This window comes from Aquabacterium sp., from assembly GCF_050725395.1.
Lineage (GTDB): Bacteria > Pseudomonadota > Gammaproteobacteria > Burkholderiales > Burkholderiaceae_C > Aquabacterium.
This window is the reverse complement of sequence record NZ_JBOHHL010000001.1, coordinates 294,896-309,999: the sequence shown is the minus strand read 5'-3', so window position 1 is coordinate 309,999 and position 15,104 is coordinate 294,896. Positions and strand designations below refer to the sequence as shown.

The following is a 15,104-nucleotide window of genomic DNA, read 5'->3' as shown; positions in this document are numbered from 1 at the left end:
AACCGGTGCTGATCGGACCGGGCTCGCTGTTCGTCAACGTGGGCGAGCGGACCAACGTCACCGGCTCCAAGGCTTTTGCCCGGATGATCCTGAACGGCCAGTTCGAGGAAGCCCTGGCCGTCGCGCGCCAGCAGGTCGAGAACGGCGCCCAGATCATCGACATCAACATGGACGAGGCCATGCTGGACAGCAAGGCCGCCATGGTGCGCTTCCTGAACCTGATCGCCTCCGAGCCCGAGATCTCGCGCGTGCCCATCATGGTCGACTCGTCCAAGTGGGACGTGATCGAGGCGGGCCTGAAATGCATCCAGGGCAAGGGCATCGTTAACTCGATCTCGATGAAGGAAGGCGAAGCCGAGTTCCGCCGCCAGGCCGGGCTGGTCAAGCGCTATGGCGCGGCCGCCGTGGTCATGGCGTTTGACGAAAAAGGCCAGGCCGACACCTTCGCGCGCAAGGTCGAGATCTGCGAGCGTGCCTACCGCATCCTGGTCGATGAAGTCGGCTTTCCGCCCGAGGACATCGTTTTCGACCCGAACATCTTCGCCATCGCCACCGGCATCGAGGAGCACGACAACTACGCGGTCGACTTCATCAACGCCACGCGCTGGATCAAGGAGAACCTGCCCGGCGCCAAGATCAGCGGCGGTGTGTCGAACGTGAGCTTCAGCTTCCGCGGCAACGACCCGATGCGCGAGGCGATCCACACCGTGTTCCTGTACCACGCCATCCAGGCGGGCATGGACATGGGCATCGTCAACGCGGGCATGGTGGGCGTGTACGACGCGCTCGACCCCGTGCTGCGCGAGCGCGTGGAAGACGTGGTGCTGAACCGCCAACCGGTCTACAAGGAAGGCGAGCCGCACCTCACGCCGGGCGAACGCCTGATCGAGATCGCCGACAGCGCCAAAGGCGCGGCCAAGGACGACAGCGCCAAGCTGGCCTGGCGCGGCACGCCCGAGCAGCCCGTGTCTGTTGAAACGCGGCTGAGCCACGCGCTGGTCAACGGCATCACCGACTTCATCACGCAGGACACCGAAGAGTGCTGGCAGAAGATCCGCGCCACCGGCGGGCGTCCGCTGCACGTGATCGAAGGGCCGCTGATGGCGGGCATGAACACCGTGGGCGACCTGTTCGGCGCGGGCAAGATGTTCCTGCCGCAGGTGGTGAAGTCGGCCCGCGTGATGAAGCAGGCCGTTGCGCATTTGCTGCCTTACATCGAAGAAGAAAAGAAGCTGCTGATCGAAGGCGGCGGTGACGCCAAGGCCAAGGGCAAGATCGTGATCGCCACCGTGAAGGGCGACGTGCACGACATCGGCAAGAACATCGTGACCGTGGTCCTGCAGTGCAACAACTTCGAGGTGGTCAACATGGGCGTGATGGTGCCCTGCGTCGACATCTTGAAGATGGCCAAGGAAAGCGGCGCCGACATCATCGGCCTCTCCGGCCTGATCACGCCGAGCCTGGAAGAGATGCAGTACGTGGCCGGCGAGATGGAGCGGGACGAGTATTTCCGCTCGCGCCAGACGCCGCTGCTGATCGGCGGCGCCACGTGCTCGCGCGTGCACACGGCCGTGAAGATCGCACCCAACTTCAGCGGCCCCGTGGTCTATGTGCCCGATGCTTCGCGCGCCGTGGGCGTGTGCACCGAGTTGCTGAGCGACGAACGCCAGGCCGACTACATCGCCGAGCTGAACGCCGACTACGAGCGCGTGCGCGTGCAGCACGCCAACAAGAAGGCCACGCCCATGGTGACCTTGGCGCAAGCCCGCGCCAACAAGACGCCGATGGACTGGGACCGCTACACGCCCGCCGTGCCCAAGATCACCGGCCGCCGCGTGTTCAAGAACCAGGACCTGGGCGAACTGGTGCATTACATCGACTGGGGTCCTTTCTTCCAGACCTGGGACCTGGCCGGCCCCTACCCCGCCATCCTGGACGACGAGGTGGTGGGCATCGAGGCCCGCAAGGTGCTGGCCGATGCGCAGGCCCTGCTCAAGAAGATCGTCGAAGGCCGCTGGCTGACCGCCCACGGCGTGATCGCCCTGTACCCCGCCAACACGGTGGACGACGACACCATCGAAATCTACCGAGATGAGTCGCGCACCGAGGTGCTGATGACCTGGTCGCCGCTGCGCATGCAGTCGGAACGCCCGGTGGTCGATGGCGTCAGGCGCGCCAACCGCAGCCTGGCCGACTTCGTGGCGCCCAAGGGCACCAAGCCCGACTACGTCGGTTTGTTCGCGGTGACCGCCGGCCTGGGCATCGAGAAGAAAGACGCCGAGTTCCTGGCCAAACACGACGACTACTCGTCGATCATGCTCAAGGCCCTGGCCGACCGCCTCGCCGAGGCCTTCGCCGAGCGCATGCACGAACGCGTGCGCAAGGAGTTCTGGGGCTATGCGGCCGACGAACAACTCAGCAACGTCGACCTGATCGGCGAGAAGTACAAGGGCATCCGCCCCGCGCCCGGCTACCCTGCTTGCCCAGACCACACCGTCAAGGGCGAGATGTTCCGCGTGCTGCAGGCCAACGAAGTGCACATGGCCCTGACCGAAAGCCTGGCCATGACGCCGGCGGCCAGCGTGAGCGGCTTCTACTTGGCCCATCCCGAGTCCACGTACTTCAACGTGGGCAAGATTGGCCAAGACCAACTCGAGAATTGGGCCGAAAAAACCGGCCTTTCCCACCGCGACGCCGAACGGGCCCTCTCGCCCAATTTGTGAGCTTTGTGACCTATTGACGTTTTCAGGCCACGAGGGGGCCTGGCGTTGCGCTCCCTTACAACTGAGGCATCTTGCATCGCATGCGGCGAAGGCCGCATGGCACCTTTCGCACTCGTTTCAGAGATCGTCGATTCAGGACCGCTGGCTCAAGCCCGGGTTCCTTTTGCCGACATCTGTGGGTCAAGGTTCTCAGTGCGAGTGCGTTCATGTTGCGGTCGAAGTTGGAAAGTGTCCTGCGTCAAACAGGCTTGGTCATGGCGATCAGCGCCGCCCTGCTGGCGGGCTGCGGTGGCGGCGGAAGCGGTGACAGCACCACGTCTGGCACCAGCAGTGGCTCGGGCTCCAGCAGCCTGCAATCGGTGAGCGCGGCCCCCGGCAACGACCTCGAAGCACACCGCTTTCTGACGCAAGCCACCTTCGGGCCCACCGCGACCGACATCGCCCGTGTGAAGGCCATCGGCTACGAGCGCTGGATCGACGAGCAATTGGCCACCCCCCTGCAGGCCACCCACCTGGCCACGGTCGAGGCCTCGTCCACCGCGCAAGGCACCGACCGGCCCATGGTGAACGACGTGGTCTACACCTGGTGGACGCACGCGGTGACCGACCCGGCCCAGTTGCGCCAGCGCGTGGCCTTCGCCCTCTCCGAGATCTTCGTGGTGTCCACCACCAACGCCGACCTGACCGGCGATGGCCGCATGGTGGCCAGCTACATGGACATGCTGACCAACAAGATCGATGGCAACTACCGTGATCTGCTGGAAGGCGTGGCGCTGCACCCCGCCATGGGCGCTTTCCTGTCGCACCGCGGCAACCGCAAGGAAGACACGAACACCGGCCGCATCGCCGACGAGAACTTCGCGCGCGAGGTGATGCAGCTGTTCTCCATCGGCCTCTACGAACTGAACGAGGACGGCACCAACAAGCTCGTCAACGGCTTCCCCCAGGAAACCTACACCGGCGACGACGTGAAGGGCCTGGCCAAAGTCTTCACCGGCTGGAGCTGGTTCCGCCCGGCGGCCAAGGCCTCGGTGGTGTGGTGGCAATGCTTCTGGCGTGGCGACCAATGCACGGACGCCAGCCAAAGCACCACGGCCATGTCCGCCTACACGCAGGAACATTCGATCAGCGAGAAGCGCTTCCTGGGCGTGACCGTGCCAGCGCAAACCACCCCCAATCCCCAGGCCAGCCTGAAGGCCGCGCTGGACCGGCTGGCCAGCCACCCCAACGCCGCGCCCTTCTTTGCCAAGCAACTCATCCAACGCCTGGTGGCCAGCAATCCCAGCCCCGGCTACGTGCAACGCGTGAGCACCGCCTTCCGCACATCGGGCGGCAACATCAAGGCCACGGTGAAGGCCGTGCTGCTCGATTGGGAAGCCCGCGACATGGCGCTGCAAAGCGCCTCGGGCCAGGGCAAGGTGCGTGAACCGCTCGTGCGCATCGCGCACCTGCTGCGCGCCATCCCCCACACCTCCGATGCCTACAACGCCGCCAAGTCTGCGCAGCGCGTGCCCTACTACCTGGCCGCCAGCACCGATGACACCGTCTCGGAACTGGGCCAGACCCCGATGCGCGCCCCGTCGGTGTTCAATTTCTTCCGGCCGGGCTTCAAGCCGCCCCAGACCGAACTGAGCGACCGCGACCTCGTGGCGCCCGAGATGCAGATCACCAACGAGACCTCGGTACTGGGTTACGCCAACTACATCATCCAGATGCTGGACTATGGCTGGGGCCAGTACAACAACAGCACCCAGCGCATCGACATGCGCTTCGACCTGAGCAGTTTCGACGCATTGGTGGACAAGCCCACCGCGGCCTCGCCCCAGCAACTGGTGACGGCGGTGGCGCAGAGGATGCTGGGTGCCGCGCCCTCCGCCGAACTCAACGCCTTGATGCTGAGCGGCATCGGCAAGATGCCCAACGTGAACGCGACGGACCGCCGCCGCCGTGTGGAATCCGCGATCCTGATGGTGGCCGTGTCGCCCCAGTTCATCGTTCAACATTGAAGAAAACCGCCCCATGAGCTCGTCCAGCCGCCGCCAATTCCTGCGCCACGCCGCCGCCTTCTCTTCGTTGGGCGCCGCCGGCCCCCTGGGCCTGAGCCTGGCCACCATGGGCCAGGCCTCGGCCCAGTCCGCCAGCGGCGGCTACCAGGCCCTGGTGTGCATCTTCCTCAATGGCGGCAATGACGCCTTCAACACCGTGCTGGCCACCGACACGGATTCGTGGGGCCACTATGTCAACCACCGCGATCCGCAATCGCGCGACGCCAACGACAGCAGCACCTCGATCGCCCTGATGAGCCCGGGCACCGCGGTCAACGCCTCCGCCGCCCCCGGTTCGCCGGAGCGCCTGGGCGGTGTCTTGCCGATCGCGTCCGCCCGGTCGACGCACGCCGGGCGCCAGTTCGCGCTGCACCCATCGCTGGTCCGCAGCAAGCAGCTGTATGGCGCCCACCGGCTGGCCGTGATGGCCAATGTGGGCCCGCTGATCCGACCGACCACCAAGGCCAACTACGCCTCCGATGCCTTCGCCAAACCGGCGAAGCTGTTCTCGCACAACGACCAGCAGTCCACCTGGATGTCCTTCTCGCCCGAAGGCGCCAGCGAGGGCTGGGGCGGCCGAATTGGCGATTTGTTGATGAGCAGCAACGGCAGCGGCGCCAGCGCCGACATCGTCCAGCGCTCCTTCACCTGCATCACGCCAGGCAATGCCAGCACCTGGCTGAGCGGCCGGTCGGTGCGCCAGTATCCGGTGGGCATGGCCAGCATTCCCGGCCTGGGCGCCAAGTACAACAACACCCGCTACGTGTTGGGCAATGCCGACCTGTACAACGCGGTGAAGTCGGTGATGAGCACCTCGACCAGCAACAACCTGTTCACCAAGGCACACCAGCAAGTGGTCGCGCGCGCCGTCCAGGCCAGCGACCTGCTCGGCGCCGCCCTGCCCTCGAATGCCCAGGCACCGTGGGGCACCAATGGCGCCAACTCGGTGTGGAACGATCCGCTGCTGAAGTACACGAACACGGCCGGTGGCCAGGTGACCAACGGCCTGGCCCTGCAACTGCAGATGATCGCGCGCATCATCGAGGCCAACCGCCAGGGCGCTTTCGGCATCCGCCGGCAGGTGTTCATGGTGAACCTGGGCAGCTTCGACACCCACGCCTCGCAAAACACCGAGCACAACGAGCGCATGCTGCAACTCGACCACGCACTCGCCTATTTCGACAGTGTGCTGGGCGCCATGCCGGGTGGCGACATGCGTTCGCAGGTCACCACCTTCACGGCCTCGGACTTTGGCCGCAGCTTCACCAACAACGGCGATGGCACCGACCACGGCTGGGGCGCGCACCACCTCGTCATGGGTGGCGCGGTGCAAGGCGGCGAGGTCTACGGCAACTTCCCCCAGTACAGCACGGCCAACGCCAATGGCGTGTTCTCGAGCCCCGACCAGGTCGGCAATGGCGCCTTGCTGCCCACCACCTCGGTGGACCAGTACGCCTACACCTTGGGCAAGTGGATGGGCGTGAGCAACACCGACCTGCTCAGCATCCTGCCCAACATCCACAACTTCAACAGCTCGGCCCACAACGTGGGCTTCATGGGCTGAGGCCGTTGGCTCACTCGTCGAGCAGGGCCTTGAGGTAGTGGCCCGTGTGGCTGCCCTTGTGTGCGGCCACGGTCTCGGGCGTGCCGGCCACCACCAGGCTGCCGCCGCCCGAACCGCCTTCGGGGCCCATGTCGATCAGCCAGTCGGCCGTCTTGATGACGTCCAGGTTGTGCTCGATCACCACGATCGTGTTGCCCGCATCGCGTAACTGGTGCAACACTTTGAGCAGCAGGGCGATGTCGTGGAAGTGCAGGCCGGTGGTCGGCTCGTCCAGGATGTACAGCGTGCGGCCGGTGTCGCGCTTGCTCAGTTCAAGCGCCAGCTTGACGCGTTGAGCCTCGCCGCCCGACAAAGTGGTGGCGCTCTGCCCCAGCCGGATGTAGCCCAGGCCCACGTCCATCAAGGTTTGCAGCTTGCGGGCCAGCGAGGGCACGGCGCTGAAGAAACCCAAGGCCACTTCCACGGTCATGTCGAGCACTTCGTGGATGTTCTTGCCCTTGTACTGGATCTCGAGCGTTTCGCGGTTGTAGCGCTTGCCCTGGCACACATCGCAAGGCACATAGACATCGGGCAGGAAGTGCATCTCGACCTTGAGCACGCCATCGCCCTGGCAAGCCTCGCAGCGGCCACCCGCCACGTTGAAGGAGAAGCGGCCCGCGCCATAACCACGCTCGCGCGCGGAGGGCACGTCGGCCATCAACTCTCGGATGGGCGTGAACAGGCCGGTGTAGGTGGCCGGGTTGCTGCGGGGCGTGCGCCCGATGGGGGATTGGTCGACGTTGATGACCTTGTCGAACAGCTCCAGGCCTTCGATCTCGTCGTGCACGGCAGGCTCGAGGTGGCTGTGGTACAGCTTGCGCGCCACGCTGGCGTACAGGGTCTCGTTGACCAGGGTGCTCTTGCCCGAGCCGGACACGCCGGTCACGCAAGTCAGCAGGCCCACGGGCACTTCCACGGTCACGCCCTTGAGGTTGTGGCCGCGTGCGTTGACCACGCGCAGGCGCGGCGTCTCGTCGGTGAAGGGCAAACGTTTGGGCGGCACGGCGATGCGCAAGGCACGGCCCAGGTACTGGCCAGTCAGGCTGTCAGGGTGGTCGGTGACTTCTTGCGCGGTGCCCTGCGCGATGACATGGCCACCATGCACGCCCGCACCCGGGCCCATGTCGATCACGTAGTCCGCGGCGCGGATCATGTCCTCGTCGTGCTCGACCACGATGACGCTGTTGCCCAGGTTGCGCAGGTGCTGCAGGGTGCCGATCAGGCGGTCGTTGTCGCGCTGGTGCAGGCCGATGCTGGGCTCGTCGAGGACGTACATCACGCCGGTCAGGCCCGAGCCGATTTGCGATGCCAGGCGGATGCGTTGGGCCTCGCCGCCGCTCAGCGTGTCGGCGCTGCGGTCCAGGCTCAGGTAGGTCAGGCCCACGTCGTTGAGGAAGCGCAGGCGCGAGCGGATCTCGGTCACGACCTTGTCGGCGATCTCGGCCTTGGAGCCGATCAGGTTCAGGCCTTCGAAATAGCGTTGGGCTTCGGCCAGCGTGGCGTGGGCCACTTGGTAGATGGCGCGCTTGTCGCCGCTTTGGGCGTCGTGCAGGAACACGTGGCGGGCCTCGCGGCGCAGGCGCGTGCCATGGCACTCGGGGCAGGCCTTGGGCTGCTGGTAGCGCGACAGCTCTTCGCGCACGGCCGATGAATCGGTCTCTTTGAAACGCCGCTCGAAGTTGCGCAAGATGCCTTCGAAAGGGTGGCTGCGCTTGACGCGGCGCTTCTTGCCGGCGGTGCCATCGGCCTCGTAGACGAACTCGATTTCTTCGTCGCCCGAGCCATAGAGCAGCACCTGCTGGACCTCGGCGGGCAGCTCTTCAAAGGGCTGGTCGATGTCGACCTGGTAGTGCTTGCCCAGCGCCTCGATCATCGAGTAGGTGTAGGGGTTGCGGCGGTCCCAGCCCTTGATGGCGCCACTGCCCAGGCTCAGGCTGGGGAAGGCCACCACGCGCACAGGATCGAAGGCGATGACGTGGCCCAGGCCGTCGCAACTGGGGCAGGCGCCCACCGGCGAGTTGAAGGAGAACAGGCGCGGTTCCAGCTCGGACAGCGAATAGCTGCACACCGGGCAAGCGAACTTGGACGAGAAGGTGTGCTCCTTGCCCGAATCCATCTCGAAGGCGATGGCCCGGCCATCGGCCAGGCGCATGGCGGCTTCGAAACTCTCGGCCAGGCGCTGCGTCATGTCGGAACGCACCTTGAGGCGGTCGACCACCACATCCACGTCGTGCTTTTCGTTCTTTTTCAGCTCGGGCAAGTCGGCGGCTTCGATCACCTGGCCATCGATGCGGAAGCGCACATAGCCTTCGGACTGCATCTGCAAAAACAGCTCGGCGTGCTCGCCCTTGCGGTCGCGCATCACCGGCGCCAGGACCATCAGCTTGGTGTCCTCGGGCATGGCCAGCACGGCGTCCACCATCTGGCTGACGCTCTGCGCCTGCAAGGGCAGGTCGTGGTCAGGACAGAAAGGCGTGCCGGCGCGGGCGTAAAGCAGGCGCAGGTAGTCGTGGATCTCGGTGACCGTGCCCACGGTCGAGCGCGGGTTGTGGCTGGTGGCCTTCTGCTCGATGCTGATGGCGGGCGACAGGCCCTCGATCACATCGACGTCGGGCTTGTCCATCAGTTGCAGGAACTGGCGGGCGTAGGCGCTCAGGCTTTCGACGTAGCGGCGCTGGCCTTCGGCGTACAAGGTGTCGAAGGCCAGGCTGGATTTGCCCGAGCCCGACAAACCGGTGATCACCACCAGCTGGTGCCGGGGGATGTCCAGGTCGATGTTCTTGAGGTTGTGGGTGCGCGCCCCCCGCACCTGGATCAGTGGAACATTGGGGCGGACGGGCAAATCGGAGCGGGAAGACATCGGCGCGGCGGAGCAGGACTGGGCAACCGAACATCATACGGCGCCCAGGCCGTCCGAGGCTAGCGCGCCAGGTTCTTCAGGAAAAACGCCGTCTGCCGGCTGACCACCTGCTCGAAGGCCGGCAGCGCGTAGGGCGCGAAATGGTCGGCGCCTTTCAGTTCCAGGTACTCGCCCTGGGGCAAGGCCTTGACCATCTCGCGCACGCCCTTGACCGGGATCAGGCCATCGTTCTCGGCGGCCACCACCAACACGGGCGCGGCGATGTGCGGCGCGCTGGACGCGGGCGCGAACCAGGGCAAGGTCATCAGGATGCGCGCGGCCACCTTGTTCTCGGCTTCCTGCCCAGGCGTGACCAGTTTGCCGTAACCGTCCACGCACTCGGCGCAAACGAGGGCGGCGAAGGCGTCCTTGGCCACGATGGGGATGTAGATGGGCTCGTCCTTGTCGCTGCGCATCAGGTCGCGCAGGCCATCCCACGCGGCGCGAGGCTGGTACTTCAAGGGGTAGGTCAAGGCGCTTTGAAAGCCATTGACGAAGGGCACCTGCGAGCTGACCGCCTTGACGACACCCCGGCTTTGCGACGCCGCCACCAAGACCAGGCCGCCGCTGAAGGACGAGCCCCACAGGCCGATGCGGCTGCCATCGACATCGCCGCGCAAACGCACGGCATCGATGGCCGACAGCCAGTCTTTCACCTGGGCCGGGCCATTGACCACGCGGCGCGGCAGCCCGCCGCTCTTGCCAAAGCCCCGGTAGTCGAAGCGCACGACGGCGAAGCCCGCCTTCACGAAGCGCTCGGCGAAGGGCTGCAGGCCCCAGTCCTTCAGGGCGCCAAAGCCGTGGGCCATGAGGATGACGGGGGGCTTGCTGACGCCCTTGGGCAGCCACAGTTCGGCATCGCAGGTGGCGGTCTGGCAAGCGAAGCTGGCGTTGACCACGGTGTAAGGCGCGGCGGGTGCAGGGGCCGCGGCTTGGGCGGTGGCACCGAAGGCCAGGGCGGCCACGCCGGCCATCCAGGCATGGCGCCAGCGCGTGAGGGTGGATTGCATGGTGGGGTGTCTCCTCGGTATGAACCGCTTCGAGTTATTCGTTTTCACAACCTGGTACCAATTGGTACCAATTCGGTGCGAACCTTAACAAACGCTCACTGGTACTGTCAAGTACCATTGGCGACAATGAGCCCCTCATCTTCGCCCGAGCCGGTCGACCACCGCGCTCGCCTCATCGAGGCCTTGGCCGCCACGCTGGCCGAGCAATCCTATGCCGACACGACCATTGCCGACGTGGTGGCGCGGGCGCACGTGTCCAAGCGCACCTTCTATGAACAATTCGCCAGCAAGGATGACTGCCTCGTCGCGCTGTGCGAAACCTTGAGCCAACGCACCCTGGCGATCATCGCCGAAGGGTTCGACCCGGGCGCCGATTGGGTCGAACAACTGGCCCACGTCACGCACGCTTACCTGGCGAGCTTGCAAGCGCAGCCCGCCTTGATCCGCACGCTTTTCATCGAACTGCTGGGCATCGGGCCGGCCGGCCTGTCCACGCGGCGCCAGATCCAGCAGCGCTTCGCCAGTTTTCTGCAAGTGCAGGTGGAGCTGTCGCGCGCCAAGGAGCCGGGCAAACGCCCCTTGTCGCCCGAGATGGCCATGGCCGTGGTGGGTGGCATCAACGAGCTGATCCTGCACGCGATCGAGCAGGACCAGGTTCACCGGCTCACCGAACTGGCGCCCACCGTCATCGCCTTTGTGCAGGCGGTGCTGACTTCGCTGAACCCATCGGCCGACTGAGCCTGTCGATCCATCAAGCCAGGTCGGCGGTGCACAGGGCCTCGATGGCGCCCAGTTGGTCAACCTCGATGCGCACATGGTCGCCCGGTTTCAGGAACTGGGGCGGCGTCATGCCGGCCCCCACGCCGCTGCAGGTGCCGGTGTAGATCACGTCGCCCGGCTCCAGCGTCATGGCCTGGCTCAGCACCGAGATCTGGTCCCAGATCTTGAAGATCATCAGGCCGGTGTTGCTGCTTTGGCGCTCTTCGCCGTTGACCAGGCCGCGCAGGTTCAGGGCATGCGGATCAGGCACTTCATCAGACGTGGTGATCCAGGGGCCGAAGGGCGCGTGGGTGTCGAAGCCCTTGCCCAAGGTCCATTGCGAGGTGCGTTTCTGCCAGTCGCGCACCGACACGTCGTTGCCCACGCAGTAGCCAAAGACGAAAGCCGGTGCTTGCTCTGGCGTGACGCGCTTGCACCGCCGCCCGATGACCACGACCAGCTCGGCCTCGTAGTCGGTCATGGTGGACACCGACTCGGGCGGCAGCACGATGGGATCGAAGGGCCCGTTGACCGCCGTGGTCGCCTTGCTGAACCACACCTGGTGCTCGGGCGCCGTGCGCACCTCGCCGATGATCTTCTCGTTGATGTGGTCCAGGTAATTGAGGCCAATGCCCAGCACCTTGCCGGGGCGCGGCACGGGGGCGTGCAAGCGCAGCACATCGCGGCGCAGCTTGTGCTCGGGGTCGGGCAAGTCGAGCAGGCCTTGCAGCGCGGGCTGGACGCTGTCCCAACGCGCGATCAGGTCCAGCATCGGCTCGTGCGGACGCAGCAGTTGCGGCAAGGCGCGCTGCACGGGCAGCACCCATTCTTCATGGACCAGGCCCACTTCGGGCTGGTCACCGGTTTGGAATGTGCACAGTTGCATGATGAGAAGGTCCTTCTAATTGGCGCGCAGGCAATCCACGATCTGCAGCCGTGCCGCCCGCCACGCAGGGATGAAGCCGCCCAGCAGCCCCATCACCAAGGCGAACAGGATGGCCTGCAGCGCGATCATCGGCGTCAGTGTGAATTGAAAAGCCAGTTCCGAAAAGCTTTTGAAGTTGACGGTGGAGATGTTCACCGCCTGCATGAGCGAGGCCGCGGCCAGCCCCATCACGCCGCCCACCAGCGACAGCAGCAGGGATTCGGCCATGAAGCTCAGCAGCACCGATTGGCGCCGAAAACCCAGCGCCCGCAAGGTGCCGATCTCGTTCACGCGCGAGGCGACGGTGGCGAACATGGTGATCATGGCGCCCACGATGGCCCCGATCGAAAAGATGACCGACAGCGACAAGCCCAGCACTCGGATGAACGTGGCCAGCATCTCGGACTGCTCGGCGTAGAACTGCACTTCGGGCTTGGCCTCCAGGGTCAGGCGCGGGTCGCCTTCCAGGCTGGCGCGGGCCTTGTCGAAAGTGCTCGGGTCGCTGAGCTTGAAAATCACGCTGGAGTAGTTGTTGCGGCGGAAGGCCTGCATCATCTGCTCCGAATCGCCCCAGATCTCGGAATCGAAGCCGCTGCGGCTGGCGTCGAAGATGCCCACCACCAGCCACTCGCGCCCCGCGAACCTCAGGGTCTCGCCCAGACCCGTGCCCACGAAGCCGCGCGCCACGGCTTGCCCCGCCACGATCTCGCTGGTGCCGGGCCGGAACATGCGGCCCTTGATGAAATGCACCTGCGGGCGCAAGGCCAAGCCCACTTCTGAGGTGCCGCGCACCGTGATGTTGCTGGGCTTGAGCGAGCCGCGCTTGGGCAAGGTGTTCAGCACCACTGGCTCGCGCGACACCATCTTGCCGCCCTGCCCGTTGGCTGCCAGCCCCGGCAGCGATTCGATGATGCCGGCCTGTGCGCGCGAGATCGCCGAGTTGATCTCGGCCCCCGAGCCCTTGCGCAGCACCATGACATTGTCGGGCCGGCCCGTGGCCACCAGGGTGGCGCGGATGCCCTCGCCCATCATCAGCACCGTGGCGAACACGTAGACCACCAGCGCCATGCCGGCGGCGGTGAGCAGGGTGGTGACCCGCCGCACCCACAGGTTGCGCGCGATGTAGGACCAGGGCAGCAACTCAGGCCACATGGCGCAAGCCCTGCACGATGTCGATGCGCGACATCTTCCAGGCAGGCCAGGCCGCCGCCACCAGGCCCACCACCACGCAGGCCAGCAGTTGCAGGCCCATCGTCAAGCCAGACACCTGGAAGACCGGGAACAAGGTGCCCACGGTGCCGGCAAAGGCCTTGGCCAGCGGAAATGTCAGCGCGATGGCCAGGCCGCCACCCAGCAATGCGATCAACAGACTCTCGCCCAGCAAGAGCTTGCTGATGAAGGCCGGCGTGAAGCCCAGCACCTTCAAGGTCGCGTACTCGGCCAGGCGCTCGCGCGCGGTCATGGTCATGGTGTTGGCCATCACCGCCATGATGATCACGACGATGATGAAGCTGACCGCCTGCACCGCCAGCAGGATCGACTCGCTCATCGACACGAAGCCGAGCTGGAAGGCCTTCTCGGTCTCGCTCAAGGTCTCGGCCAGCGAATTTTTGAACAGTGCATCGATGCGCTGCGCCACCTCGGGCGCCTGGCTCGCATCGCGCAGGCCCACCATGTACACGCCCACGTAGTCGGCCTTGCGTCCGGACCGCACGCGCATGCTTTCGGCCACGCGCTTCCAATGGAAAAGCATCTGCTGCTCGTCGGTCTTCTCGTCGATGCCTTCGTAGATGCCGCGCACATTGAAGCGCCAATTGCCCAGGTAGATGGTGCCGCGCAGGGCAATGGTGTCGCCCACTTTCCAGCCGTATTTTTTCGCCAGCTTGCGGCCCACGATGCAGCCTTCGCGGTCGCGAAAGAAGGCCTGCTTCTCGTCTTCCTTCAGCACGTACTCGGGGTAAAGCGCCAGGTAGCTGGGCGGATCGACCGCGAACTGCGCGAAGAAGTTGCGCTCGGTGATGTAGACGCCGCCAAACCAGTTGGCCCAGGACACGCCCTTCACGCCTTCGACCTGCCTGATGCGGTCGGCGTAGCTCAATGGCAGCGGGAAGGTCAGCGAGATCGCGCTGCGCGTGACCAGGCGGGCGCTGGAAGACGCATCGACGCCCGCATACCAGGCATCGACGATGGTGCGCAGCAAACCGAAAGCGCTGATGGCCACCACCAGGCCCACCATCGTCAAGGCAGTGCGCAAGCGATGCCGGAAAGCATTCTTGAGCAGCAGCCTGAAGATGAACATCAGCGTGCGGCGTTCAGCGTCTGTCGGGTTTCAAGGGCCACGCGGCGTGCAGCGCTGGCGAAGTCATCGCCTGCGCTGGCGTACAAGACCGCGCGCGAGCTGTTGACGATGATGGCGCCGGTGACGCTGCCATCGGCCGCCGTGCGCCGCCCGGCCTTCACCGTGGCCTCGGCATCGCCGCCCTGTGCGCCCACCCCAGGAATCAACAGGGGCAAGGTCGGCGCCAGTTCACGCACGCGGGCGATCTCTTCGGGGAAGGTCGCGCCCACCACCAGGCCGACTTGGCCATTGGTGTTCCACGGCCCTTGCGCCAGCGCAGCCAGGTGTTCGTACAAACGAGGCTGACCAGGCACATCGGCCAGGCGCTGGTTCTGCAGATCGGAGCCGCCCGGGTTGGACGTGCGGCACAGCAGGATCACGCCCTTGCCCGGGTAGCGCAGGTAGGGCTCGACCGAATCGAAGCCCATGAAGGGCGACAAGGTGACGGCATCGGCCTGGTAGCGCTCGAAGGCCTCGCGGGCGTATTGCTCGGCCGTGCTGCCGATGTCGCCACGCTTGGCATCCAGGATGATGGGCACCTGCGGCGCAGCGCGCTTCATGTGCGCCATCAGGCGTTCCAGCTGGTCTTCGGCGCGGTGCGCAGCAAAGTAGGCGATCTGCGGTTTGAAGGCGCAGACCAGGTCCTTGGTGGCATCGACGATCGCGGCGCAGAAATCGTAGATGCGCGCGGGCTGGTCTTTCCAAGCGCCCGGGAAGCGCGAAGGTTCCGGGTCCAGCCCCACGCAGAGCATGGAGTCGTTGTGGGCTTGAGCGTGCTGGAGTTGCTGCGTGAAGCTCATGG

General features: G+C 65.6%; 10 protein-coding genes. 4 read left to right on the top strand and 6 right to left on the bottom strand.

Annotated features, from left to right (window positions below):
* The 3 genes from metH to ACREB4_RS01425 all read left to right on the top strand — a co-directional run.
* On the top strand, positions 1 to 2,723 hold a 2,723-nt coding region (metH, locus tag ACREB4_RS01435; protein ID WP_431586397.1), incomplete at its 5' end, for a methionine synthase.
* Between the two features lie 254 nt (positions 2,724 to 2,977).
* Positions 2,978 to 4,729 carry a DUF1800 domain-containing protein gene (locus ACREB4_RS01430; protein ID WP_431586396.1) on the top strand — a complete coding sequence of 584 codons (1,752 nt, stop codon included), beginning with the start codon at positions 2,978 to 2,980 and terminating at the stop codon, positions 4,727 to 4,729.
* 13 nt (positions 4,730 to 4,742) lie between these two features.
* Entirely contained in the window at positions 4,743 to 6,332 is a 1,590-nt protein-coding gene (locus ACREB4_RS01425) for a DUF1501 domain-containing protein (protein WP_431586395.1), read from the top strand.
* Positions 6,333 to 6,342: 10 nt separating this feature from the next.
* Here ACREB4_RS01425 and uvrA read toward each other — a convergent pair whose 3' ends face one another.
* Together uvrA and ACREB4_RS01415 are read right to left on the bottom strand one after the other, a co-directional pair.
* Positions 6,343 to 9,231, bottom strand: coding sequence for an excinuclease ABC subunit UvrA (gene uvrA / locus ACREB4_RS01420; RefSeq protein WP_431586394.1), 2,889 nt, complete (start codon positions 9,229 to 9,231; stop codon positions 6,343 to 6,345).
* Between the two features lie 59 nt (positions 9,232 to 9,290).
* Entirely contained in the window at positions 9,291 to 10,280 is a 990-nt protein-coding gene (locus ACREB4_RS01415) for an alpha/beta hydrolase (RefSeq protein WP_431586393.1), read from the bottom strand.
* Positions 10,281 to 10,406: 126 nt separating this feature from the next.
* On the opposite strand from ACREB4_RS01415, the gene ACREB4_RS01410 reads away from it, so the two are divergent.
* Positions 10,407 to 11,018, top strand: a complete 612-nt coding sequence (locus ACREB4_RS01410) for a TetR/AcrR family transcriptional regulator (RefSeq protein WP_431586392.1) — start codon at positions 10,407 to 10,409, stop codon at positions 11,016 to 11,018.
* Positions 11,019 to 11,031: 13 nt separating this feature from the next.
* Here the strand turns inward: ACREB4_RS01410 and ACREB4_RS01405 are convergent, their stop codons facing one another.
* The 4 genes from ACREB4_RS01405 to pyrF are packed head-to-tail and all read right to left on the bottom strand — an operon-like array spanning position 11,032 to position 15,102.
* Positions 11,032 to 11,925, bottom strand: a complete 894-nt coding sequence (locus ACREB4_RS01405; RefSeq protein ID WP_431586391.1) for a fumarylacetoacetate hydrolase family protein — start codon at positions 11,923 to 11,925, stop codon at positions 11,032 to 11,034.
* Between the two features lie 15 nt (positions 11,926 to 11,940).
* Positions 11,941 to 13,116 (bottom strand): ABC transporter permease, encoded by a 1,176-nt coding sequence (locus tag ACREB4_RS01400; RefSeq protein WP_431586390.1) that lies wholly within the window; start codon positions 13,114 to 13,116, stop codon positions 11,941 to 11,943.
* Complete coding sequence (locus ACREB4_RS01395) at positions 13,106 to 14,263, bottom strand: ABC transporter permease (RefSeq protein ID WP_431586389.1); 1,158 nt, start codon at positions 14,261 to 14,263, stop codon at positions 13,106 to 13,108. Before ACREB4_RS01395 ends, ACREB4_RS01400 begins: the two co-directional genes overlap by 11 nt.
* Positions 14,263 to 15,102, bottom strand: a complete 840-nt coding sequence (pyrF, locus tag ACREB4_RS01390) for an orotidine-5'-phosphate decarboxylase (protein WP_431586388.1) — start codon at positions 15,100 to 15,102, stop codon at positions 14,263 to 14,265. Before pyrF ends, ACREB4_RS01395 begins: the two co-directional genes overlap by 1 nt.
* Positions 15,103 to 15,104: the final 2 nt, after the last annotated feature.